This is a genomic window from Nostoc sp., assembly GCF_036919895.1.
Classification (GTDB): Bacteria; Cyanobacteriota; Cyanobacteriia; order Cyanobacteriales; family Nostocaceae; genus Nostoc.
Map to the genome: position 1 here is coordinate 35,424 of NZ_JBALBW010000007.1, position 23,564 is coordinate 58,987.

The window sequence follows — 23,564 nt, forward strand, 5'->3', positions numbered from 1 at the left end:
CACTTAAAAACCAAAAGCCAAAAATCCACCATCGACAGCGATACATTGTCCAGTGATGAAAGATGCCGCAGGCATACAAAGAAATGCTACTAAACCCGCTACTTCTTCTGGTTGACCAATCCTTCCCATAGGTGTTTGTGATAAAACTAATTTGAGAAAATCTTGGTTATCGAGTACAGAGTCGGTTAGAGGAGTGCGAATCGCCCAAGGTGCTACGGTATTTACCCTAATATAATCGCCAGCCCATTCAACTGATAGCGATCGCGTCAGTTGATTTATAGCCGCTTTCGTCATACCATAAGGAGCGCCTGTACGGTTCGAGACTAAACCCGCCACAGAACTTATATTCACAATGCTGCTATTTTCCCCATTTTGCAGCAGAGGGTAAAATAGACGGCACATCTCAAAAATTGATATCTGGTTGGTCTGGATGATGAACTCATATTCAGCAGCCGTGTAGTCTACTACTTTTTTGCTAATATTGGTTCCCACATTATTAACCAGGATGTCTAATTGCTCCCAGGTTTTGCTAATCTGCTTAAAAATGGCTTGTCGCCCATCTGGGGTTGCAACATCTGCGGTAATCCCATAAGCAGGTAATCCTGATTGTTGCCAGATAATTAGTTGTTGTTCAATATCTTGAGAATTCCGTGCCACAATTGCGACTTCCGCACCTAAAGATAAAAACTCATTGGCAACAGCTAGTCCAATGCCTTTGGTAGCACCTGTAATCAGTGCTTTTTTTCCTGTCAGTGTCCAGCGTAGATGTAGCCCCCGGTAGGCATCGCTCATTTGTAATTCTGCGGATTTTTTATTTAATAGTTTATCTTGCAGGTGTCCGATGCGATCGCTTTTTATAGTAATGTAGGCGATCGCAATCCCTAAACCATTTACCGCATCTGATTCCAACTCAATAGCTGATCAAACCCATGTTTTTTTCAAATTCTCTGGAAAATCAACTCCAGCGCTGGAATGAAACCATTCGCAATCAGCCGAAAAATCCCAATGCTTACGTTTGCCGGGGTATGGTTAACTTTCAACTGGGCAAGATTGACGAATCTATTCAAGATTTCGACATAGCACAGCAATTGGATGACCATATCAAACCGTACCTCTGGCAACGGGGATTATCGTATTATTACGCAGAAAAATTTGCTGAGGGCGCTCAACAATTTGAAATAGATTTGATTGTGAATGCTCAAGATGTAGAAGAGACAGTATGGCGATATCTCTGCATAGCTCGTTCGTTAGGTGTTGAAGAGGCGCGTAATTCTTTACTAACTGTGAAAAATGACCCTCGACGGATTATGCAGTGCGTATATGATTTTTATGCGGGTAATTGTACACCAGACGATGTTTTAACTGTTGGTCAATCAGAAGGAATAAAAGGAAATTTTTACAGTCATCTTTACTTGGGATTGTATTACGAAGTTGAGAATAATGTTGATTTGGCTCACGAATATATAGTTAAAGCTGCTGATAATTACAAAATTGATGATTATATGTGGTATTTGGCGCAGGTACATAAAACTCTGCGAGGATGGTTTTGATTTGCTTAAGTGCTTTTCAGATGTATAGCAAATTAGGCGATCTCCTATCCTGTATCCGAGACTCCTAGTAGTCCAACGAGTAATAAATTAGACTTTACAAACATCCTCCGAACTAATCTTATTTTAAATCTGAAACTGTTACTTCGATAGTTTTTTCGGGAATTATACAAATATTAGCCCTTGAAATTTCTCAGTCCAATTAGGAGGAGGAAGATAGAAGAAACTGGAGAGATATATGCGATCGCATATTCCAGTAGAGCAGGTAAATAACGCACTTTAAGCAAAACATCGCAAATTAAATCATGCAAAATTTCACAAACTTTCCCAGTTTAATCGACCGATGGCTTCGCTATCAATTCCAAACAATCTTAGTTGTATGTTTTTTACTTTGGACAGCACTTCTAGTCATAGAAACTTTGCAGATTCAACATTCTTGTCATCCCATGATTCACTGGTCTGGTACACTTCCGGCAGAGTGCCAACCTAAACTGCTGCAACTTAATTCTAGTTCATCTAAAAAACCTGAAACTCGGCGCGATCGCTCTCAAGAACAAAAACAAATAGCAAAGAGCGATCGTAGTCTATCACCTAAACCCCGGACTACTCGTCAACCTCAAACACCTAGCATATCTCCACTACCTCAATCGCCAGAGATAGAAGATGTTCTCAAGATGGTAAAAGAGCGTCCAGAGATCACAGGCGGTGTTATTGGAATTGGAGTTGCAACTCTTGTGGCTATTATTGGCGGTGTTCCTCTAGCTGCCGCCGTAGTAGTTGGTGCAGCAGTCTGGCTTGCAATTAAGACAGCGCCTTAGTAACACTATCTTAATTTCCAACTTTGTCGAATATTTCACGAAATAAAGGAGTAATAAACCAAAATGCAACCTTCTAACAACCCTCAAGAATCTCCCGATCTTGTGCAATCCTCCTCCAACAACCCGCAAGTCGTTCCAAGTTCTGATGGACAAATACAATCTCATGCCAATCCTATAGAAACTCCAGCCGTTTCCTTAAAACTTCTCGGTTCAGGATTTCCATTACACCTGAATAAATGGGTTGTTTTAGGAGTTTTAGGAGTTGCAATCCTTGCCACATTCTTTCTGATAACGAAAGGAAGTGAATTTTGCTTATTCAGCACTTGTGTACCACCAATTGATTCCACCAACTCACTTGCTATGAACTTTTGGGGATTTGCAGGAGGAACAGCAGCACTCGTAATTTTAACCACTTTTTTCGGTGTCTCGTTAATGCCTGCTGTTGCCGCTTCCTTTGCGGTTTGGTTTCTAATGCAAATGACACTCCATTAACTCTAAATCTTATCTATATTTGTCCTCAAACAAGCTATGAACATTATTGAACTCAAGCACGTTTCCAAAGTAGTTCCCGAAGGACTCCAGCAAAAACCTATCTTACAGGATATCAATCTGATTGTGCAGCGAGGCGAATTCATCTGGTTGCGCGGGGAAAATGGGGCTGGCAAGACTACTCTACTGAATCTGATTTTAGGGTTACTCAAACCCAGTAGTGGAGAAGTTGAGCTAATGGGGCTTTCACCACAGAGTGCTAACTCAAAAATCCATGTTGGAGTAGCTTTCCAAGATGTACAGTTTCCAACAAATGTGAAGGTAAAGGAACTTGTTGAATTGTTTAGAGGCTACTACCCTAATCCACTTTCAACTGAAGAAATATTGAACAAAGTTAAGTTGAAAGATAGAGAAAACGATTGGGCAATTAAATTAAATGGTGGGCATAAACAGCGGCTTAATTTTGCCCTTGCTCTAGCAGGCAATCCAGAGCTACTCGTCCTTGATGAACCAACTATAGGTCTAGATGAACCGGGACGTGAAAAATTTTGGCAGGAAATCAAACTCTGCCGTCAACGAGGAGTCACTATTCTAATGGTGACAAATGAGCAATCCGACAGGGATAAATTAAATACCTTAGCAACTCGCTTTGTCACTGTCCATAAAATTACTGAAAGTCCCTCTGAAGGACAGCTAACTCAAGAGCTAAGAAATTTAGAAGATAACGCTTTATTAGATCAGCTTGAAAATACTATAAATACAGAGATTTTACCTGAAAACTCTTCTCAAAACATCCAACGTATTTTTCAACAACAATTCTGGTTTGAAATCCTTCAACTACTTCGCACTCCAGTCTTTTTAATTGCAACACTCGCATTGGTGGGATTCGTCCCGTTGTTAAAATTGCAAGGATTGAAAGGAGAACAGGCAACAGAAACAGTCGTTTACCTGTCTGGCATCATACTTTTCACGATTGTCATCGACCGACTGGGTAAAAGAATTGCAGTAGAGCGATTGGAAAAATGGCTGAAGCTTTTGAGAGCCACACCTTTACCACCAGCAGTATATATGGCGGCTAAGATTGCTACCTCGCTTCTCATTTGTACTGTGAGCCTTTTATTAATCTTCGGATTAGGAAGCTGGCAACTTGAGATGAGAATGGATTTGACTCAAGGGTTAGCTCTGATATCAAGCCTAATCTTAGGAATTATCCCTTTTGCGATTCTCGGTCTTGCATTGGGGTACTTGCTAAACCCCAAAAGTGCTGATTCTATTCTTAGCCTATCGCTAATTGTTATTCCTGTTGCTTGCGGTTCAATTCCACTTCCAGTACCGCAAATCGTCCAAGACTTAATTGCATTCTCGCCGTTCTACCACTTTCGGCAGTTAATTCTATCGGCGGTTAACTTGAACCACGATAACCACCTAATTTTACATTTACTTTGGCTACTTTGGGCTTGTGGTGCTTTTGGTTTATTGGCGGCTTGGTCTTATCAACGCGATCGCGCCGTACAATAGCTTCAACAGGATTATGTAGACTCTTATTTGCTACGCATCTGTTACTTCGGTTTCAAACTGCACTTTTCGGTACAAATGAGCGATGCCTTCGGCGGGCTTCGCCAACGCAATTTCTACATTCACCGATTCCAGCCGCAATATATCGCCATGCGTGGAGAACATCCATTGCTGAGGGTCTATCAGGAAAAAGTTTCCAAGTGCTGACATTTGAATTAACTCTAATTTAAGTTAACTATACAAGCATCTAAACCTCTAGCATTTTATCTGGTAGCTGGTTAATGCGATCGCCTCTCAGATTTTTCGCAATAATTCCCGAATAGCGATCGCACAATCAGGGAAGGCTAAAGGTGAAATTGTCACATCCTCTGCAAATATGCTCTCACTGTGATAGCCGTCTGGACTGGGAAGACGATACATATACAACTTGCGTCCATTGACATCTAAAATCCAGTACTCAATAATCCCTGACATAGCATAAGCCATCGCTTTTACTTCGCGATCGTATTTAAGACTAGAATCAGCTATTTCAATCAGTAAAAATACTTCGGAAGCATTGGGATGGTGATCCTCATAATCTAATGGATTCAGCTTCACTACCGAAATATCTGGCTCTGGTTCCGAGTAATCGTCAAGTTGCACTGGTGACTGGATTCTTAATAAAACTTTGTCACCCAAACGTTGACGTAATAACCTTTCTGTGCGGGTAATTGCTGATTCGTGAGCAGTTCCTTTTGCTGACATTCTGATGATTTGTCCCGCGATTAATTCTAAGCGTTCTTCAGGATGCAAAATTCCCGTTTCCGCCATTTGGTGATATTCTTGAACACTAATTAGGCGAATATTGGTAAGCATAAGATTCACGTTAACGTCCTAGCATTCTATCTCGCAGATGTTTAATGCGATCGCGCAATTTACCTGCCTCTTCAAATTCCAGTTTCTTCGCCGCCTCTTTCATCTGCGCTTCTAACAGAGTAATCAACCCTGGAATCTGTTCTAATGGCAGTTCATCTATATGTTCATCTACTACTTTCAAGTCTGTTGCATTTAACCGCCGAGATACATCTAAAAAAGACAAAATCGCATTACTTGATTTTTTTACAATCGATTGCGGTGTAATCCCATGCAGTCGATTATGTGCGGTTTGAATCCCACGCCGCCTGTCGGTTTCATCAATGGCTTTAATCATGCTACCTGTCATATTATCGGCATATAAAATCGCTTGTCCCTGGACGTGACGCGCGGCTCTACCAATAGTTTGAATTAAAGAGCGCTCGGTTCTCAAGAAACCTTCTTTATCTGCATCCATAATTGCTACTAAGGAAACTTCGGGTAAATCCAAACCTTCCCGCAGCAAGTTCACGCCAACTAATACATCAAATTTCCCATCGCGCAAGTTCTGCAAAATCTCAATGCGCTCAATAGAAGTAATCTCGGAATGTAAATACCGTACCCTGATGCTGCGGTCTTGCAAATATTCGGTTAAATCTTCCGCCATGCGTTTGGTTAATGTGGTAATTAACACTCGTTCATGGCGATCGGCTCTATCTTTAATTTCGCCTAACAAATCATCAATTTGTCCTTCTGTGGGACGTACAGAAATTTCTGGATCAACCACTCCAGTTGGTCGAATTACTTGCTCAACTACATGGTCTTCAGAAACTTCTATTTCCCAATTTCCCGGAGTGGCGGAAACAAAAATACACTGATTCATCTTTTGCCAGAATTCCTCGGCTTTCAAAGGACGATTATCAGCAGCACTAGGAAGTCGAAATCCATGTTCAATTAAAACTTTTTTTCTCGCTTGATCGCCGTTATACATACCACGAATTTGTGGCACTGTCACGTGAGATTCATCGATAATTAATAGCCAATCTTTAGGAAAATAATCAATTAAACATTCTGGTGATTCTCCAGCTTGTCTTCCTGCTAAATGACGGGAATAATTCTCAACGCCGTTGCAATAACCGACTTCGCGCAGCATTTCTAGGTCATAGCGTGTACGTTGATCTATGCGTTGCGCTTCTAATAGTTTCCCAGCTTGTTCTAAGTCTAGTTTTTGCTGTTTTAACTCGGCTGCAATGTCATTACAAGCTCCTTCTAAGCGTTCTTCTGGGGTGACAAAGTGACGCGCAGGGTAAACATTCACCGCTTCCAAACTTTTGAGAATTTCCCCTGTCACCGGATCGATATAGCGAATCGCGTCAATTTCATCACCAAAGAATTCGACGCGAATAATTCGGTCTTCATAAGCTGGGCCAATTTCTAAGACATCACCCCGGACGCGAAATTTTCCTCGACCCATTTCTATGTCGTTGCGGCTATATTGAACATTTGCCAAATCTCGTAAAATTTGGCGTTGGTTGACTTCCATACCTATCTGAAGAGGGATGGCAGCTTTCAGATATTCTGCTGGCATTCCTAAACCGTAGATGCAACTGATGGAAGCAACGACAATGACATCACGACGTTCAAACAGCGATCGCGTCGCTGAATGCCGCAACATATCTATTTCATCATTAATTGCCGCTGTTTTTTCAATATAAGTATCGGTGACGGGAATATACGCTTCTGGCTGATAATAATCGTAGTAGCTGACGAAATACTCGACTGCGTTGTTGGGGAAGAAATCCCGCAACTCGTTACAAAGCTGTGCAGCCAGAGTTTTGTTATGCGCCAGTACTAAAGTAGGCTTGCCAATTTTCTCAATCACTGCTGCTACCGAAAATGTCTTACCAGTTCCAGTGGCTCCTAGTAAAGTTTGGTAACGATTGCCTGATTGGATACTAGCAGTTAATTGTGCGATCGCTTGTGGTTGATCGCCTGTCGGACTAAAGGGAGCTTGAAGACAAAATTCTGTCATACAGTTTTGCTGGAAATACCCTATCTCATGGTGACGATTCCGCCCTGTATTCATTCTAGCGGGACTATTAGACCAACTAAATAGTAATAATTATTTACAAAACTTAATAATTAAAATTTACTTATGTATCAGTTTTAAGGATTCTTATATCTAGATGAGGTTTTTTAAGGTTAAACTCTAGAGTATATGGAAAAAAATTTCATCTTTCCTTAATTATTGTAAAATTCAATTAACAAACCAGAGGTCTTCGTTTATGACTATTAGCAACGCTGGCAAAGCAACCAGTTCTCGGCAAAAGCCTGCCAAGTCTCCAGGGGATAATAATACAGATGAAGTTGAAAATCAACAAGACCAGAGCTTGAATGCTGATAAAGTCGAGGAAGAACTGCCAGTGGGGGCTTCTGGGACACTTGCTATTTCTGGAATTCGTCCCATAGGCGCTAGTGATTTAGAAGTTGCTGAACACCTCTCAATTGCTGGGGTGCGTCCCATTAGCACCAGTACCTTGGAAGTAGTTGAAACCTATAACTCAATGGGTATTCGTCCAATTGGTGCTAATACATTCCAAGTCGTTGAAAGTATCAACCTCTCTGGGATTCGTCCAATTGGCTCAAGTTTATTGGTAATTGATGAAAGCTATTCCACCTTTGGTAATCGTCCCATAGCATCAAATGAAGTTGATAATTCTGAAAGCCTGATGGGTTTTCTAGATTAGACAAAAAATATCCCCATAACTTTATTAACCCAGTTTTGTAGAGAAGCTGGGTTTTTAGTTAAAGAGTTAAAAGTATAAATTACAATATCTGCACTTTTTCTATGCCTTTTAGCATAGGTAACTAAACTACTATTACTTTATTTTGTATTCAGCCAACATCCAGAACCCTTACTACAATTACCTTTCGTAATTATGAATCATTGAATATGTCTTGTGGTGGAAGGCTTTAGCAAAAACTTTAAGTTACTGTATAAGAGTAAATAACAAAAAGATTTCAAAGTTAGTTTATAGCTTTAAAAGGAATCTTTCATTAAATCAGGAGTACAAAATGAGCATTGAAGATCGCGCAAAGGCAGCTGCTAAAAATGTTGAAGGTAAAGCCCAAGAAGCATTAGGCAATATCACTGGAGATCCAGAAGATAAAGCTAAAGGTAAAGCAAAGCAAGCTGAAAGCGAAGTACGTAATGGAATTGAAGACGTCAAAGATAATGTCAAAAAGAACATTGACTAATAATTCATGATTTTTTTGCAGAAACTCTAGGAATACAAATGGGGTGGATTCCATTTTTGCAGAGAAATGTGAGTTGTTTGATAACCAAGCTGAATTCTTGTGGTATTCCCTGGGTAAGGGTTAGAGAATAAAAGATCAGCTTGATTGACAGAATTTTTGTAGAGACGTAGATTAATCGCGTCTCTACAATTACCAAATTGCCAAAAAAGGTTTAAATTCAAATATTATATATAACTATCATTCATTATTTTGCCAAGCCAGTTTTAAAGGTTTATATTAACTAATAACTTTAGTGATTATTTGGAATTTATTTAGCTATAACTTGAAAATTAGAATTTAAAAACTCAATCAATTAGTTTGAGCAGATTTAAAATAATAGCTTTTAAATTTATAATGATAAACATCTAGACCAAAAGTTGGGACTTTCTACACATAACCCGAACTACATGACTGTTGATGATGTTAGTAAACTAGGGTAATTTCTAATACGAACGTAGCTGCGGCAACTTTTCCCAATCTGAAGATTATTCCAAATATCGTCAAATTGTAGTAATATAGCACGGGCATTAACTATCTTCAGCTACATCTGATTGTTAGCGCTCAGAAATTTACAAATCGATGAGAGTATTACCGTGAGCCTAACTCTTTATTTTCTCCGTCACGGACAGACAGAATGCAGTCGCAATAACTCCTTTTGCGGTTCCATAGACTCAGAACTTACTCCAGAAGGCTTGGAGATGGCAAAGGCTTTTGCAGACGCATATAGTTCTATGGATTGGACAGCAATATTTTGTAGTCCTATGCGGCGAACTGTATTGACAGCAAAACCCTTATCTGAAGCAATAGGGATGGAACCACAACTCAGAGATGGTTTGAAGGAAATCAACTATGGTAAGTGGGAAGGAAAAACCCCAGAAGTAATTAGCCGTGAATATCACGATGATTATATTCGCTGGTCAGCAGATCCGGCTTGGAATGGCCCAACTGGCGGAGAAATGGCAGTTACAATTGCTTCTCGCGCCTTGCAGGTAATTGAAGAAATCAAGCAAAATTACACTAGTGGCAATGTGTTAGTGGTTTCCCACAAAGCAACCATCAGAATTATTCTGTCTAGTTTATTGGGGATTGATGTGGGACGTTTCCGTTTTCGTTTGGGATGCCCTGTGGCTTCGGTCAGTATTGTAGAATTTTCCTCACATGGCCCATTGGTAAAGGTTTTGGCAGACCGTAGTCATTTGGATGACCGATTGCGAAATTTACCGGGGACGTGAGGGGAGACGCGAAAAATCTTTGTCTGTATAGGAGTTAGGAATTATTATTTTTACCTTGTTCTGCTTCGCTATCTGGTGCAGTGTATTTGCAGAAAACATTTATCCCAATTTTTAGAATATATAATACGACAATTGTTGCGATCGCACCATCAATCGGAATTCCATGTGCAGCAGCAACAATCACCAGTGAACCAATGATACTATTGAGCAGAGAAGAACTACCAGGGTTATTGGTGTATTCTTTAATTTTGCCCCGTAAACCATCATCACCACAGATTTCGGCGCTAATTTCATTGAGGGTAAGTTGCAAGAGAGATTTTTTGCCCCGACTATAATCTGTTTTGCCGACTTTCTCTTGCCAAAGTGCATCAAAACTGGCTTCTAGATTGCCGTTGTGTTGTTGCAGGGTAGTAAGCGCTTGTTGCGCTGGGGTGTCGTTTACAAGAAGTTGCTGAAATTCTTGGATTTCGACAGGGGTTAATTGGGGATTCATATATATTTGACTTAATTATTTATGATGTTGGTATCTAACAAGATTTTCACAGATTATGTTTCTCCTTTAAAGCTTCCCATCTGGCTTGGTCTGGGTCAAAATCAGAAGGCGTGGGTTGTGTTTTTTCAAACCAGCCTTGCAAAGCTTTGATTTTTGTTTGTCTCTTTGGCTTTTCTGGCTGTGACTCAAAGGATGGAACTGGCTGCAAAATAGTACCTGAATCAACGATCGCAGTTAGCAGTTATAAGTGAATATCTTATCGTCACCAACATTACAACATTAAGTCTTAACGCTATAACTTTAAGGCTTAATGCTATAACTTTAAGGCTTAACCTTATAACTTTAAGGCTTAACGCTATAACCTTAAGGCTTAACGTTACAACATTAATCACCAGCATTATAAGATTAAGGCTTAACGTTACAACTTTTTGACAAAAGCTTATGCGATCGCTCTTTAGGGTAGTGTAATCTGTGCGATCGCTAACAACACTTAAGCAAAACTTATGGTGCTGCGAGAACCCCGACTTCTTCAAAAAGTCGGGGATCTGAATCAACCTAGCTTATCCCGCGCTGCCCAAATTGCCTCGCGCACCTCTCTGGCGCACTCTTCACCCGTCGCCTCACGCCAAATAAGTTGAAACTGACTTTCGCCTAACTGCTGGAGCATACGGGCTAAAGCATTGATACGATAACCAATCAAATCTTGATTATGCTCTAAGTCAATGGCTAAAACACGAATGTAAATTTGCAAAGCCTCAGTATAATTTTCTTGAGCTTCTAAAACCCTTCCCCACTTACCCAATGTTGCTGAAGCCTTACGCCAATCACGGAATTGTTCAAAAACTTTATAGGTTTTTTGATAATAATCAACAGCCACATCAAACAGCCGTTGCTCTTCGGCTACCCTGCCCAGTTGGTGATAGACAGTAGCAGCACTGTACAAATCCCCGGCATCTTCTTTTATCTTCAGCGCCTTTTTATAGTAATCAACAGCCACATCAAACAGCCGTTGCTCTTGGGCTACCCTGCCCAGGTGGTGATAGACACTAGCAGCACTGTACAAATCCCCGGCATCTTCATATATCTTCAGTGCCTTGTTGTAGTAATCAACAGCCACATCAAACTGCCGTTGCTCTTCGGCTACGCTGCCCAGTTGGTGATAGTCACTAGCAGCACTGTACAAATACCCGGCATCTTCTTTTATCTTCAGCGCCTTGTTGTAGTAATCAACAGCCACATCAAACTGCCGTTGCTCTTCGGCTACTATGCCCAGTTGGTGATATTGATTAGCAGCACTGTACAAATCCCCGGCATCTTCAAATATCTTCAGCGCCTTTTTGTAGTAATCAACAGCCACATCAAACTGCCGTTGCTCTTTGGCTACCGTGCCCAGTTGGTGATAGTCACTAGCAGCACTGTAAAAATCCCCGGCATCTTCAAATATCTTCAGCGCCTTTTTATAGTAATCAACAGCCACATCAAACTGCCGTTGCCCTTCGGCTACGATGCCCAGTTGGTGATAAGCAACAGCAATTTTGTCATTCACTGAGGAGTCATTTACAGCTATCAGTTCATCCAGAATTTCTTGATGGACTTTCCTTGCCCCTTCCAAGTCAGCACTTTGAGCGGCTTCATTGGCATCTGTACCCCGCAGATACATCCAGAAATCTAGAGCATCTTTACCCTTTGCTTTGGCATCTGTCAAATGAATACCAATATGCTTCAGCGTCCGTTGTCGCAGTGACTTAAATTCGGGTTTGCGTCCTATGCGATCATACACTTCTCCCAAGGCTTGCAGAATCCATTGTGCATAAGCCCATTCCTGCTGATGTTCAGCAAGGCGCAGATTTTGCAACAGATTTGGTTCTTCCACCCGAAGCACAAAAGTTGCTAGTTCTGCATTGCTAATGAGTTTCTTACGGTAGTTGTCAGCCAACGCTGCGTAGAAAATCAGCAACTTTTTTTCGAGTTCGTTAATCACCTCCTGGGAAGTAATTGTGTTTAACTGCTGGCGCAAATACCAAGGTAGTGCTGGGTGAATTTTGTAGATACTCTCACCCAACAAATATTCCACAATACCTGTGGTGGCGGCTTCATTGAGAATCTGCAACCAATCTGGTTTTTGCAAGTTCTCCCCAAACACCGCTTGATATGCTTGTCCAAATTCATTATCAGGATTTTTTGAAAAACCATGCAGCCAATCTGCATCAACCCGTTCCGAAAACAACGCCAAAAATGGTAAATGCTGGCGTGTTCGTTCTGACAACTTAGCAAAAGAATAATCCAACGACACAGTAAGAGATTTTTCTCTCCCTTCTTCCTCTTGTCCCCTAAAAGTATCCAACCCCCGCCGCAGCGCCTCAATTAACTGCACAGGTGTCTGCATCTTTAAATGCGGCAACACCACCCGCAAGGACAACGGATGTCCCCCCAACAATTTCAACAATTCCAAATACTCTGCTGGTAGGTTCTTTCTCTCCACGCCCACCGTTTGCAAAATCTTCGCGGCTAACTCTTGGGCATCCGCTTCAGACAACCCCCGCAAGTTGATTAAACTATACCCACAATCCAACCAAGGTTCTTCGCGGCGACTGGTAATTAATACCCAAGATTTACCACCCCGCAATTCCTTAAGAAACCGCTTCAGCTTGTTTCTTTCTTCCCCACTCAATAATGGTTCATTCCCCGTCGGGAAACCGTTGACAGGTTCAAAGTTATCCCAAATCAACAAGCAAGGATTAGTTTGCAGATATTGCTGCACCACATCTTCTTGCTTATCGGGCATCATTTGCGAAAATCTCTCACCTCCTAACGCCCTACCAATTTGGTTAATTACCTGACTCAACCCCGCACCCTGTTCAAAGGAGGTGAAAAACATACCGCCTGTACGTCCTTGGGTATCATCCAACCATCGGGCGAAACCTGCGGCTAACTCAGTCTTCCCAACGCCGCCCATTCCCTGTACTAACACAACATGATTTTGCCGAAATGCTCTCTCTAAACGCAAAATCTCATAATCCCGCCCAATAAAACCGAATGCACTTTCATCAGGTAAACCCACAGCTTTGCTGCTTTCTGGAGTATTGTCTGTTTGCGCCATCAAATCGGCAAAACTGGGTGCTATCTTTTTAGGAACAAAAGGCGTATAGGGTTCCTGCTGATACAACACTGGCACAAGCCAATCTTGTAAAGGTAAATTTCCTTTGGGACTGGGGCGCATTTTGTCAATAGACATGGACTTACGCCCTGCTGCAACTGCTGTGGCGATACACTCTCCCCTGACTAATTCTCCATACAACCGCCCAATAAAGTGTTCTGCACCTTTGGCGTAAACTGAATACGCCATCGCTACCACACCCTTAGCCCCCAATTTCACCAACTGTCCCGCCACAGAAGAAAAAGCTTCTTCGCCTACTTGTCCAGACTTGCAAGCATTCAGCACAAAAATAGGCACACGGCAATCTGTTAAATATTGGGCGATTTCTCTAGCACTGACAGCTTGCTCATTTCCCTGTTCATCCTCAAAGACTAAAACTCCCTGAGTCTCGCTGTCAAAATTCCCATGTCCATCAAAATGGACGATATGATAAAAACCCTTATGCGCTTGCAGTTCTGCTTCAAATGCTTTCAAGCTAGGGGGACGCAATACCTTAAGATTGACTCGCTGTCGTATCGGTTGCAGTGCCGCCAGCAGGGGACGGGCAATGGTTTTAAACCCAACATCTTGCTCATCGTCAGGACGGGCAATAACTAGTAAAATATTCAGTTGGTCATCGGGCATTTCTGGCAATGGTGCTTTTACGCCCTGACTGCTGAGACTGCGATACATCCCCGCCAGTGAAGGTGCAAGAAATTGATAATCGGGGGAATATAGCAACTCCCAAGGCAAGTTCAGCACTTCGGCGTTATCGGAAATGATGCCCAGTTCACATTTATCAAGCCCTTCCCGTGTGGCTTCTTGAAAAAACTCTCTTCCTTTTTCTGTGCTGCGAAATACTAGCTCAAATAAATGTTGTCCCCAGTGCTGTAATTTTTGCTCGATTTTTGCAGCGTTATCAGGAAATATACCGTAAGGAAATTTTAAATAATCTTCTAAATACCAGCGCAATTCAGCCGCGTTTTCTTCATCGAAGGGTTGCTGGAAGCCAACTTCTGACGCAAAGCGAGGATTTTCATATCCGCGTTGCCAAGAAAGTTGGATTTTGTCGTTTTGATGCGTAATCCGCAACCAATTCTGCGCCATAGCTATTGCCAACACTAGTTAGATGCTACCTTATCTTAGTAATTCACGCAGAGGTTAGCTGATTACGCAAATGAAATCAGCTAATTCTATTGGGTTAGAGTTTTATAGGACTTACGCACGAGTTACGGAATAACGAACCACAGAGGCACAGAGGACGCGGAGAAATCAGAGTTTGAGAAATAATTTGCGTAAGTCCTATTTTAATTCAGTAGAGATACAGGGATAATGTACTCAAATTCTCAGTGAATTATTTTATGCTGCCAGTTGTTGAGACTATTCCTTTACGTCAAATGGCTTCGGGCGATCGCTTATACTTACAAATATACAAATTTATCGGCGCTCAACCTGGTAAAAAGGTATACATTCAATCAAATCTGCACGGTGCAGAAATCGCTGGTAATGCCGTCATTCACCAGCTAATTGAGTTTTTATTAACAATAAATGATACAGATTTAACTGGAGAAATTTGGCTAGTTCCCGTTTGTAATCCGATGGGGACGAATGAACGCGCTCATCATTTTTCCCCTGGGCGATATTGCGTTTATGAAGCCAAAGACTGGAATCGCATATTTTGGGATTACGAAAAAGAAGCTGATAATTTAGTCGCTTTTACTAAATCTCAACTTCATATCGGACTAGAGGTTGTTCGACAAAATTATCTAACTATAATTAAGCAAAAATTTGCGAAAATTTTAGAAAAGATTAATTCTTCTAGTGGTGTTCCTTACACTGAGCTTTTTGCCTACAAGCTACAAAATCTGAGCTTAGATGCAGACTACTTAATTGACTTACATAGTTCTACAAATCAAGCTTTAGACTACGTTTATTACTTCCGAAATCGAGAAGACAGTGTAAAATACTTTTTGCTCGATTTTGGAATCTTGCTGAATAAATATGATGGTGATGCTTTTGATGAAGCTTTTATCAAACCTTGGTTAGCACTGGAAGCTTGTTTTCAAGAGTTTGGTAGAGATATCAAGTTTGATGTGGAAGCTTGGACACTGGAATTAGGCTCAGGAATGCAAATGAACCCTGATTCAGTCGCTAAAGGTGTAAGGGGCGTAAAAAACTATTTAGCGCAAAAAGGTGTACTGCAAATTCCTGATTTATCGGATGACACAAAAACTTATGAGATGACTTTCGCATCTAGCAGCAGCCGGAAAAAATATTATGCGATCGCAGGTGGGATGATTCAATCCAGAATAGCATTAGGTAGTAGGTTTAAAGCTGGAGAAAAATTGTATCAAATTCTCAGTTTTAATAAAGAAGGTAACTTACCTAGTGTCATTGATGTCTGCGCTCAACAAGATGGATTGGTTTATGATGTCGCAACAAATCAAGCTGTAAATGAAGGCGAGTTTGTATTGGGGATTGTTTTCTGGACTTTAGTCTAAAGTCCAGTTGAGAACGACAGCGCTATATTGAGCGATCGCCTCTGTAATTGGTACACTTAATACTTGGCGATTTTGCCATGTCACCATGCGATCGTATTTCTCCTCGGCAATTTAACCGCCGCCACACCAAAAGCTGTTGTAACTAATCTATCTATTGGCGAAGCTGTTCCACCCCGTTGGATGTGTCCCAAAACGGTGACTCGCGTTTCTACACCAATGTGCTGAATAATTTCATGTTGGTTTTGAATCTAAAAACAAAACAAAGTTATCTCAGGTGTAAAATATAAGTGTAGAGCCAGTAGTAGATTAAACCTCGGCAAAAGCAATACCTAAAAATGCCAGGGTAATTTTATGCCTGTTTTGTGTCTAAGAAAAAACCAAGTTATCCCAGCTATAAAATATGAGGGTGGAGCCAAAGGTGACTAGTATTGAAAATTACAACTTCTCTTTTCCAGGAGAAGTCACAATCCCACAGGCTCCTCCTGAATTTAAATCAGGTTTTATCGGCATTGTTGGTCGTCCAAATGTCGGTAAATCTACTTTGATGAATCAGTTAGTAGGACAAAAAATTGCCATTACATCACCCATAGCACAAACCACACGTAACCGTTTGCGGGGCATTTTCACTACACCAGAGGCGCAGTTAATTTTTGTAGATACGCCAGGAATTCATAAGCCCCATCATCAATTGGGGGAAGTCTTGGTGCAAAATGCCAAAATTGCCATTGAATCGGTAGATGTAATACTGTTTGTGGTAGATGGAGCCGTGGCTTGTGGATCGGGCGATCGCTACATTGCTGAATTGCTCAGTCGCAGCAAAACCCCAGTGATTTTGGGCGTGAACAAAATCGACCAACAACCATCCGATTCTCAGTTTCTAGATGATAGTTACGCGCAGATGGCCCAGTCCCATGAATGGGAAATCGTGAAATTTTCTGCCAAGACAAGTGCAGGATTACCGCAACTTCAAGAATTATTAATTGAACATTTAGAAATTGGGCCCTTATACTACCCGCCAGATTTGGTAACTGACCAACCAGAACGCTTTATCATGGGTGAATTAATCCGAGAACAAATTTTATTATTGACTCGTGAAGAAGTACCCCATTCAGTTGCGATCGCTATTGACGTAGTAGAAGAAGCTCCCACGATTACCCGTATACTTGCTACCATCAACGTCGAGCGCGATTCCCAAAAAGGCATACTTATTGGCAAAGGCGGAGCAATGCTCAAAGCCATTGGCAGCGAAGCCCGCGAACAAATCCAAAAGTTAATCGCTGGTAAAGTTTACTTAGAATTATTTGTCAAAGTTCAGCCAAAATGGAGACAATCGCGGATTAGTCTAGCAGAGTTAGGCTATCGCGTCGAAGAATAAAATAAATTTGTCATTAGTCATTGGTTATTGGCAGGCAAAAAAACCAAAGATTAATGACAAATAACAAATAACAAATAACTCTTAATAAATAAAAATGTCTTTAGATATTCGCTATCCCTTAAATTTACCTGTCAATGCTCCGCCGTTGCGCGTGTTAATTGTCGAAGACGATCCGATGATGCAATTGGGATTAGAGCAATCATTAATGGCTCATCCTCAGTTAGAGATAGTTGGACAAGCCGAAGATGGTTATTTGGGAGTCCAAGCAGCGCTGCAACTGAAGCCCGACTTAGTAGTTATGGATATAGGGTTGCCACGATTGGATGGGATTGCCGCGACACAGCAAATTAAGGCGGCGTTACCAGCAACTCATGTAGTAATGCTGACATCTCATCAAACAGAGACAGAAATTATTGCGGCACTATCTAGCGGTGCAGATGCGTATTGTATTAAAGGTGCAAGTGTAGAACGATTGTTAAGTGCGATCGCAGCCGCAGTTGATGGTGCAGCCTATCTCGATCCTCAAATTGCGCGGCGAGTAATTGATAATCTCAAACCGCCAGCACCCACCAGCAACAACGCCAACTTATCTGGGCGCGAATTAGAAGTTTTGAAACTCATGGTAGACGGGTTGAGCAACCCAGAGATTGCCGAAAAACTCTATCTCAGTCCCAACACCATCAAAACTCACGTCCGGGGGATTATGAATAAATTAGCAGTAGACGATCGCGTGCAAGCAGCCGTTGTGGCACTGCGTTCTGGGTTGGTTTAGAAAATAAATGCAGCAAAATACGCGATCGCTCTTTGACGTAGACAATATGACTTGAGTCAATATTTTAATCCCATTTATAAGTAAAGGCGTACAAAAGTACGCCTTTATCAGAGATTTATTTGTTGCCGAGATGTTTGAAAAATAGTCTACCTCAATGCATTTTAGTTAAAAGAGTTTGAGAATTGATTAGGGTCTACATTATCAGGAAATAATAATATTTCCTTGCCTTCTAAATTAGCCTTATGGTAAAGCAAAATAGCCTTTTCCAAAAAACAATATTTAATCGGAACCCATCTGTCGCTATAAAAGTAGACAGTTACTCGGCTCATTGCATACTCTTTCAACGGCAGTGGAAGAGACCAGGACGAATCCACAGTTTGAACGTCAACTGTTGAGTTCATGCTTTGAACCTCAGTTACTAAGTATATTTACTCTCACTCATCCAAGTGAGTTTGAGTAACTATCACAAGTAATAAGCTGATATAGCTTTAAGTTAGATATTTAGTTAAAAGTTCAGCAGTCAACGACTTTTTAGTTGGAATTGAGTCTTAGTAGTTAGTAAGGAATTTTTGGGTAAAGTTTGACAGGTTGTCTTTTGACGCAACTATTCTTTTAAAATTATCGTTCTTAAATATCTGGTGGAAAATAGCATCAAAAATATTTTTTAATTTTCCTTTAATTGCCTTTCCCCAGTTAATCTGCTCTACTCCACTTACTCTAAAAAACTCTATGTACCACTTTACCCTAGAGAAGAATTTAGGATGGCTATTATTAATTTCGGTTTTGATTGCCACACCAGTTAATGCCCACACCGAAAAGGTATCAGAAGATGTGGGCGGGATGCTGCATATTGAACCCCAGGACAATCCTCAAGCTGGCAAAACCGCTCATGCTTGGATTATTCTCACCCATAGAGGCGGGCGAATAATTCCCCTGACACAATGTAACTGTCAGTTGGCTGTCTATCCTCAACCTCACGCCAAAACTGATACCCCATTGCTGAAGCCAAGTTTACATAGCGTATCAACCAAACAATATAAAAGCATTCCTGGAGCCGACATCGTATTTCCCAAAGTAGGAGCTTATGATTTGGAGTTAAGCGGTACTCCAAAACCTGGAGCTAATTTCAAGCCCTTTCTGTTGTCTTACCCAGTCACTGTTGGCTCATAAAAGCTGAAGTGTGTCGAATTTTATGCTGTAGTAAGATCCGGTAGGGTTCAGAAATCGTAGTGCGATCGCTACCGTTTTAGAGGCGATCGCACTTCTGACTCTATTTGCATATAAATTACCTTAATCCCTCTACTGCCAAGAATATTTCTACGCTTCGCCCCATACCCCCACCCCTAGACATAATCACCTCAATATATTGGTGAATAAATGGAGACAAGGGAGAAATAAATAAGCAATGCCCAATGCCCAAAATTTAAAATCCTGCCAAACGATGTAAAGGTTTCAAACTCAGGGACGATGAAGAATTAGCAATTAAATTGACAAAATCACACTATAAAGAGTGATATTAAGCGATAGATAGCGCTTGTAAAGGACTAACGGGCATGATTAAATCTTGGATGGTGATTGGGGGCGTGGCTTTCTTGGTTGCTTTAGCCGCTAACGTGATTACACCTAGCGATCGCCAATGGTTCAAGCGCTTACAACGACCGAGATGGCTAACTTTTGAGGGGGCAATTCCCATTATCTGGATTGTAATATTTATTTGCGGTGCTTGGTCGGCTTATATTGTCTGGGAAAAAGATCCAGGAAGCAACTCAACCTGGTTAATCATGGGTTTATACTTGCTGTTAGAAATTGTGACCATTGCCTATACGCCTGTAATGTTTCGGCTTCGCAGTCTGAAAGTGGGCACAATTCTCGGTGGCACAGGTTTTATAATTAGTGCTTTATTGATACTTGCAGTTTTAGGTTTTTCTGGTTGGGCAGCATTGCTATTAGTTCCTTATTTGCTCTGGAGTCCCATCGGTACTTATACCACTTGGCAGATGGCTAGTCTCAATCCTCAAGATGTCTAAGATTCGCACCAAGGAATGATTCAACTAGATTGAATAATCCAAAATCTAAAATTCTTCTGCCTCTTTAACGCATCTATGCAATCCGCCCATACCTTGCTGTGACAGGATTAGCTGGATTAGATTGATTATTTAGCCAAGCCCACATTTGATCGCCAACAGAAAAATGCCACCACTCTCTAGGATTGCGTTGAAAGCCGACTTTTAACATTACATCTCGCAACAACTGACGGTGAGCATGATACTGTTGTGCTTCTGGGCGATCGCTATTGGCATAATAATCGGGATGCGATCGCTCTGACATTTCATCAATGGGCGAACCCATATTTACTATTTGCCCACCATCATCTACTAGCGTCACATCCACCGCCGCACCTGTACTATGAGGAGGCGGAGTTTTTTCATCAAAACTTGGTACAGCCCAAATTGCATAAACCGCTTCCCAAACCTCTTGACGTTGGTTTGGGGATAACTCCACGTTAGTTAATCCCCTGTCTTGCACTGCTTGAGCAAAGCTGTAATCTACCATAAACTGCTGGACTGCGATCGGGCGATAAGCATCAAAAATTTGGATATGCCAGTTAGGATGCAACAAATCAAGATAATTTTGCGCTTGGCTCAAATTTTCAATAACCCTTTGACGGAGATAATAAGGAGAGTGTTCGCCATAAGGCGCACCTAATTTTTCATAAGGATGAGGAGATTCCACTGCAAATAATTCTAAAGGAATCTTAATTAGGGGTTCACCAGACTCAAATATCGGGATTTGATGATAAGGTCTCATCTAGTCAGCCACATAGAACTTACGGATTTTAACGCAAGCATAGCATTCTGTGTAACGAGTCTCTTCTTCCTCCGTGTCCTTTGCGCCTCTGCGGTTTATTTCTCCAAAAATGCTCAATCAAAACCAAACACCCTTATTAGATGCTTTAAAAGCTTGTGCTGACCGCTCTCACGCTCCCTTTTACACTCCAGGGCATAAACAAGGTGAGGGAATTTCTCAACCCTTGGCTGATTTACTTGGTACAAAAATCTTTCGCGCTGATTTAACAGAATTAGCAGATTTAGATAATCTCTTTTCACCCCAAGGAGTTATTCAAGCAGCGCAACAACTGGCGGCTGAGGTATTTGGCGCTTCGCAAACATGGTTCCTTGTCAACGGTTCTACCTGTGGGATTGAAGCGGCAATTCTCGCTACCTGTGGCACAGGCGATAAAATCATTTTGCCTCGGAATGTCCATTCTTCTGCGATCGCAGGTTTAATTCTCTCTGGTGCAATCCCAATTTTTCTCAATCCTGAATACGATCCAGTTTTAGATATTGCCCACAGCATCACGCCCAATGCTGTACAATCTGCACTCCAACAACATCCCGATGCGAAAGCAGTATTGATAGTTTACCCGACATATTACGGCGTTTGCGGAGATTTGAGTGCGATCGCCAATATCACCCATCAATACAATATTCCTTTACTCGTAGATGAGGCACACGGCGCACACTTTGCCTTTCATCCCGAATTACCTACTCCAGCTTTAGCCGCAGGTGCTGATTTAACTGTACAATCTATCCACAAAGTACTCGGTGCAATGACACAGGCATCGATGCTGCATATTCAAGGTGACAGGATAGATTGCGATCGCATCAGTAAAGCTTTGCAACTCGTACAATCTACCAGTCCTAGTTATTTACTTTTAGCTTCTTTAGATGCAGCGCGTCAGCAAATGGCACTCCACGGAAAAATGCTGATGTCTCGCACATTGCAACTTGCCAATGAAGCGAGAACAAAAATCAGTCAAATTCCTGGATTATCTTTACTATTTGTAGGGTTGGGGGAATCTCCCGGCTTTGTGACTTTAGACGAAACGCGATTAACAGTAACCGTTTCTGGTTTAGGCTTAACCGGATTTGAGGCAGAGGAAATTCTAGATGAAAAATTTGCTGTCACTGCTGAATTCGCCTCACTGCAACACCTCACCTTTATCATTAGTTTGGGCAACACCCCAGCCGATATTGAGCAATTAGTACAAAGTTTTACCACTCTTGCTAAAGAATATCGACGAACCAATTTGAATGTTACAAGTTCTAATTTGCAAAATATTTTAACTACACAGGGTTATACTTTACATTTTTCTCCCCGTGAAGCCTTTTTTGCTGTCAGTGAAACATTGCCTTTAGCACAAACAAGCGATCGCATCTGTGCTGAAATCGTCTGTCCTTATCCCCCAGGAATTCCTGTATTAATGCCAGGAGAAGTCATCACCAACCCCGTACTTAATTACCTAGAACAAATCCAAGGAATGGGGGGATTTATCAGTGGTTGCAATGATACTAGTTTCAAAACTTTGAAAGTTGTAAAATAACGTTCTAACGCCTGAATTATTGTTGATAAAAATTTAATCCATGCGTCAACAGTAAATATGCGGACAAAGACAAACTTAAGCAGAAATACACAGTAATTATACAGCTATGAAACTTCTATGAAAATAGCTAGCAGACTAATGTCATCTTTAATTTATACCCATAGGATCGTATTGATGACTAATAAATCAAAAGATGAAATCAAAAACCTATTATGTTTGGGGAGTAGCAACTCCGATTGTAGTCACTCTAGCGCTGAGTTTCTCGGCAAGAGCGAATGCAGTTGAGTTAGGCGCTGCGTCTGATTACAATGTGTTTGTTTTGGGAGATATCACTCAAAAATATACAGATATTGAAGGAAAACTTGCTGCTGGCGGTAACGTTAATTTCGTCGGCGGACTTGGAAGCAGACTTTCTGGCAATAGTGGCAACGTAGTAGTAGCTGGACAAAACTTAACTCTGAGCAACGGTCAAGTTTACCACGGTAACGCTGTCTATGGAGGCAGTGCCAATGTGTCTAGCAATGTGGGATTTCCCCAAGGAACTCTTACCAAAGCTAACCCCATCGATTTCAATGAAGCGGGGAAAGAATTGCGAGGGCTATCTCAATATTTAGCAACCTTAACTCCTACTGCTAAAACAACAGTTCAACCTTGGGGTGCTATTAACCTTAGTGGCAGTGGCACTGCCTTCAATGTTTTTAATCTTGCTGGCTCAGATGTCTCCAAGACAAACTATTTTGAAATTAAGGGCGATGCAAATTCGACTATTGTTGTCAACATCAGCGGTAAGGATGTATCGCTGCAAAACTTTGGCTTCAATATCATTGGCACAGATCAACAAAAGGTGATCTACAACTTCTATGAAGCAACAAACCTAACCGCCAGTGGAATTGGTATCCAAGGTAGTATTCTTGCTCCTTTGGCTAATTTCAATTTCAATAACGGTCAAGTTAACGGCAACGTGGTAGTAGCTTCTTTGACAGGAAGTGGCGAGTCGCACAACTATCTGTTTAATGGCGATCTGCCAGATGTCCCAACGAAGTATTACACTCCGCCTAAGCCTCCCACCCATACTCAGGTTCCAGAACCTGCAAATCTTCCAGGTTTAGGATTAGTTGCTGTAATATTTGGTTTATTTCGCAACAGACGCGATCGAGAAATTTGCCTAAAATAA

At 41.4% G+C, this 23,564-nt stretch carries 23 protein-coding genes and 1 pseudogene; 14 read left to right on the forward strand and 10 right to left on the reverse strand.

Annotated elements, in window-relative coordinates; all coding sequences use genetic code 11:
* Window positions 1-3 precede the first annotated feature (3 nt).
* Window positions 4-792 (reverse strand): SDR family oxidoreductase, encoded by a 789-nt coding sequence (locus V7K55_RS01000; RefSeq protein WP_334827460.1) that lies wholly within the window; start codon window positions 790-792, stop codon window positions 4-6.
* 137 nt (window positions 793-929) lie between these two features.
* Here V7K55_RS01000 and V7K55_RS01005 point away from each other — a divergent pair, with 137 nt between their 5' ends.
* From V7K55_RS01005 to V7K55_RS01020, 4 genes are all read left to right on the forward strand, one after another.
* The gene (locus V7K55_RS01005) at window positions 930-1,550 is read left to right on the forward strand and encodes a tetratricopeptide repeat protein (RefSeq protein WP_334827257.1); all 621 of its coding nucleotides are present in this window, start codon (window positions 930-932) and stop codon (window positions 1,548-1,550) included.
* Window positions 1,551-1,852: 302 nt separating this feature from the next.
* A complete protein-coding gene (locus V7K55_RS01010; RefSeq protein ID WP_334827259.1) occupies window positions 1,853-2,365 on the forward strand; it encodes a hypothetical protein in 513 nt (170 codons plus the stop codon).
* 63 nt (window positions 2,366-2,428) lie between these two features.
* Entirely contained in the window at window positions 2,429-2,857 is a 429-nt protein-coding gene (locus V7K55_RS01015) for a hypothetical protein (protein ID WP_334827261.1), read from the forward strand.
* Between the two features lie 36 nt (window positions 2,858-2,893).
* Entirely contained in the window at window positions 2,894-4,372 is a 1,479-nt protein-coding gene (locus V7K55_RS01020; RefSeq protein ID WP_334827262.1) for an ABC transporter ATP-binding protein/permease, read from the forward strand.
* A gap of 30 nt (window positions 4,373-4,402) precedes the next feature.
* Here V7K55_RS01020 and V7K55_RS01025 read toward each other — a convergent pair whose 3' ends face one another.
* The 3 genes from V7K55_RS01025 to uvrB form a co-directional block, all read right to left on the reverse strand.
* Window positions 4,403-4,579, reverse strand: a complete 177-nt coding sequence (locus V7K55_RS01025) for a hypothetical protein (RefSeq protein WP_334827264.1) — start codon at window positions 4,577-4,579, stop codon at window positions 4,403-4,405.
* An 84-nt stretch (window positions 4,580-4,663) separates the two neighbouring features.
* A complete protein-coding gene (locus V7K55_RS01030; RefSeq protein WP_334827266.1) occupies window positions 4,664-5,224 on the reverse strand; it encodes a Uma2 family endonuclease in 561 nt (186 codons plus the stop codon).
* A 10-nt stretch (window positions 5,225-5,234) separates the two neighbouring features.
* Window positions 5,235-7,232, reverse strand: coding sequence for an excinuclease ABC subunit UvrB (gene uvrB / locus V7K55_RS01035; RefSeq protein ID WP_334827268.1), 1,998 nt, complete (start codon window positions 7,230-7,232; stop codon window positions 5,235-5,237).
* A 253-nt stretch (window positions 7,233-7,485) separates the two neighbouring features.
* Here uvrB and V7K55_RS01040 point away from each other — a divergent pair, with 253 nt between their 5' ends.
* The 3 genes from V7K55_RS01040 to V7K55_RS01050 all read left to right on the forward strand — a co-directional run bounded on the left by V7K55_RS01040 (window position 7,486) and on the right by V7K55_RS01050 (window position 9,729).
* Entirely contained in the window at window positions 7,486-7,947 is a 462-nt protein-coding gene (locus V7K55_RS01040; RefSeq protein WP_334827270.1) for a hypothetical protein, read from the forward strand.
* A gap of 328 nt (window positions 7,948-8,275) precedes the next feature.
* The gene (locus tag V7K55_RS01045) at window positions 8,276-8,458 is read left to right on the forward strand and encodes a CsbD family protein (RefSeq protein WP_334827272.1); all 183 of its coding nucleotides are present in this window, start codon (window positions 8,276-8,278) and stop codon (window positions 8,456-8,458) included.
* Between the two features lie 632 nt (window positions 8,459-9,090).
* Window positions 9,091-9,729, forward strand: a complete 639-nt coding sequence (locus V7K55_RS01050; RefSeq protein WP_334827274.1) for a histidine phosphatase family protein — start codon at window positions 9,091-9,093, stop codon at window positions 9,727-9,729.
* Between the two features lie 34 nt (window positions 9,730-9,763).
* On the opposite strand, the gene V7K55_RS01055 is transcribed toward V7K55_RS01050, so the two are convergent.
* From V7K55_RS01055 to V7K55_RS01065, 3 genes are all read right to left on the reverse strand, one after another.
* Window positions 9,764-10,222 carry a hypothetical protein gene (locus V7K55_RS01055; protein WP_334827276.1) on the reverse strand — a complete coding sequence of 153 codons (459 nt, stop codon included), beginning with the start codon at window positions 10,220-10,222 and terminating at the stop codon, window positions 9,764-9,766.
* A gap of 46 nt (window positions 10,223-10,268) precedes the next feature.
* A complete protein-coding gene (locus V7K55_RS01060; RefSeq protein ID WP_167315538.1) occupies window positions 10,269-10,430 on the reverse strand; it encodes a hypothetical protein in 162 nt (53 codons plus the stop codon).
* Window positions 10,431-10,772: 342 nt separating this feature from the next.
* Window positions 10,773-14,465 carry a tetratricopeptide repeat protein gene (locus V7K55_RS01065; RefSeq protein WP_334827280.1) on the reverse strand — a complete coding sequence of 1,231 codons (3,693 nt, stop codon included), beginning with the start codon at window positions 14,463-14,465 and terminating at the stop codon, window positions 10,773-10,775.
* Between the two features lie 254 nt (window positions 14,466-14,719).
* On the opposite strand from V7K55_RS01065, the gene V7K55_RS01070 reads away from it, so the two are divergent.
* Window positions 14,720-15,859, forward strand: a complete 1,140-nt coding sequence (locus tag V7K55_RS01070; protein ID WP_334827282.1) for a succinylglutamate desuccinylase/aspartoacylase family protein — start codon at window positions 14,720-14,722, stop codon at window positions 15,857-15,859.
* Here V7K55_RS01070 and V7K55_RS01075 read toward each other — a convergent pair.
* A pseudogene (locus tag V7K55_RS01075) lies at window positions 15,851-16,080 on the reverse strand (6-phosphofructokinase); the annotation flags it as partial. The gene V7K55_RS01070 and the pseudogene V7K55_RS01075 sit on opposite strands and share 9 nt — an antisense overlap.
* A gap of 179 nt (window positions 16,081-16,259) precedes the next feature.
* Here V7K55_RS01075 and era point away from each other — a divergent pair.
* The gene (era, locus tag V7K55_RS01080; RefSeq protein ID WP_334827284.1) at window positions 16,260-17,234 is read left to right on the forward strand and encodes a GTPase Era; all 975 of its coding nucleotides are present in this window, start codon (window positions 16,260-16,262) and stop codon (window positions 17,232-17,234) included.
* A 94-nt stretch (window positions 17,235-17,328) separates the two neighbouring features.
* The gene (locus V7K55_RS01085) at window positions 17,329-18,006 is read left to right on the forward strand and encodes a response regulator transcription factor (protein WP_334827287.1); all 678 of its coding nucleotides are present in this window, start codon (window positions 17,329-17,331) and stop codon (window positions 18,004-18,006) included.
* 161 nt (window positions 18,007-18,167) lie between these two features.
* Here the strand turns inward: V7K55_RS01085 and V7K55_RS01090 are convergent, their stop codons facing one another.
* Complete coding sequence (locus V7K55_RS01090) at window positions 18,168-18,407, reverse strand: hypothetical protein (protein WP_334827289.1); 240 nt, start codon at window positions 18,405-18,407, stop codon at window positions 18,168-18,170.
* Between the two features lie 328 nt (window positions 18,408-18,735).
* Between V7K55_RS01090 and V7K55_RS01095 the strand changes: the two genes are divergently transcribed.
* Entirely contained in the window at window positions 18,736-19,176 is a 441-nt protein-coding gene (locus tag V7K55_RS01095; protein ID WP_334827291.1) for a hypothetical protein, read from the forward strand.
* A 383-nt stretch (window positions 19,177-19,559) separates the two neighbouring features.
* Complete coding sequence (locus tag V7K55_RS01100) at window positions 19,560-20,033, forward strand: TspO/MBR family protein (protein WP_334827293.1); 474 nt, start codon at window positions 19,560-19,562, stop codon at window positions 20,031-20,033.
* A 73-nt stretch (window positions 20,034-20,106) separates the two neighbouring features.
* Here the strand turns inward: V7K55_RS01100 and V7K55_RS01105 are convergent, their stop codons facing one another.
* Window positions 20,107-20,814: a M15 family metallopeptidase gene (locus V7K55_RS01105; RefSeq protein ID WP_334827295.1), complete on the reverse strand. Its 708-nt coding sequence runs from the start codon at window positions 20,812-20,814 to the stop codon at window positions 20,107-20,109.
* A 109-nt stretch (window positions 20,815-20,923) separates the two neighbouring features.
* Between V7K55_RS01105 and V7K55_RS01110 the strand changes: the two genes are divergently transcribed.
* Both V7K55_RS01110 and V7K55_RS01115 read left to right on the forward strand, forming a co-directional pair.
* A complete protein-coding gene (locus tag V7K55_RS01110; RefSeq protein WP_334827297.1) occupies window positions 20,924-22,390 on the forward strand; it encodes an aminotransferase class I/II-fold pyridoxal phosphate-dependent enzyme in 1,467 nt (488 codons plus the stop codon).
* A 193-nt stretch (window positions 22,391-22,583) separates the two neighbouring features.
* The gene (locus V7K55_RS01115; RefSeq protein ID WP_334827299.1) at window positions 22,584-23,564 is read left to right on the forward strand and encodes a choice-of-anchor A family protein; all 981 of its coding nucleotides are present in this window, start codon (window positions 22,584-22,586) and stop codon (window positions 23,562-23,564) included.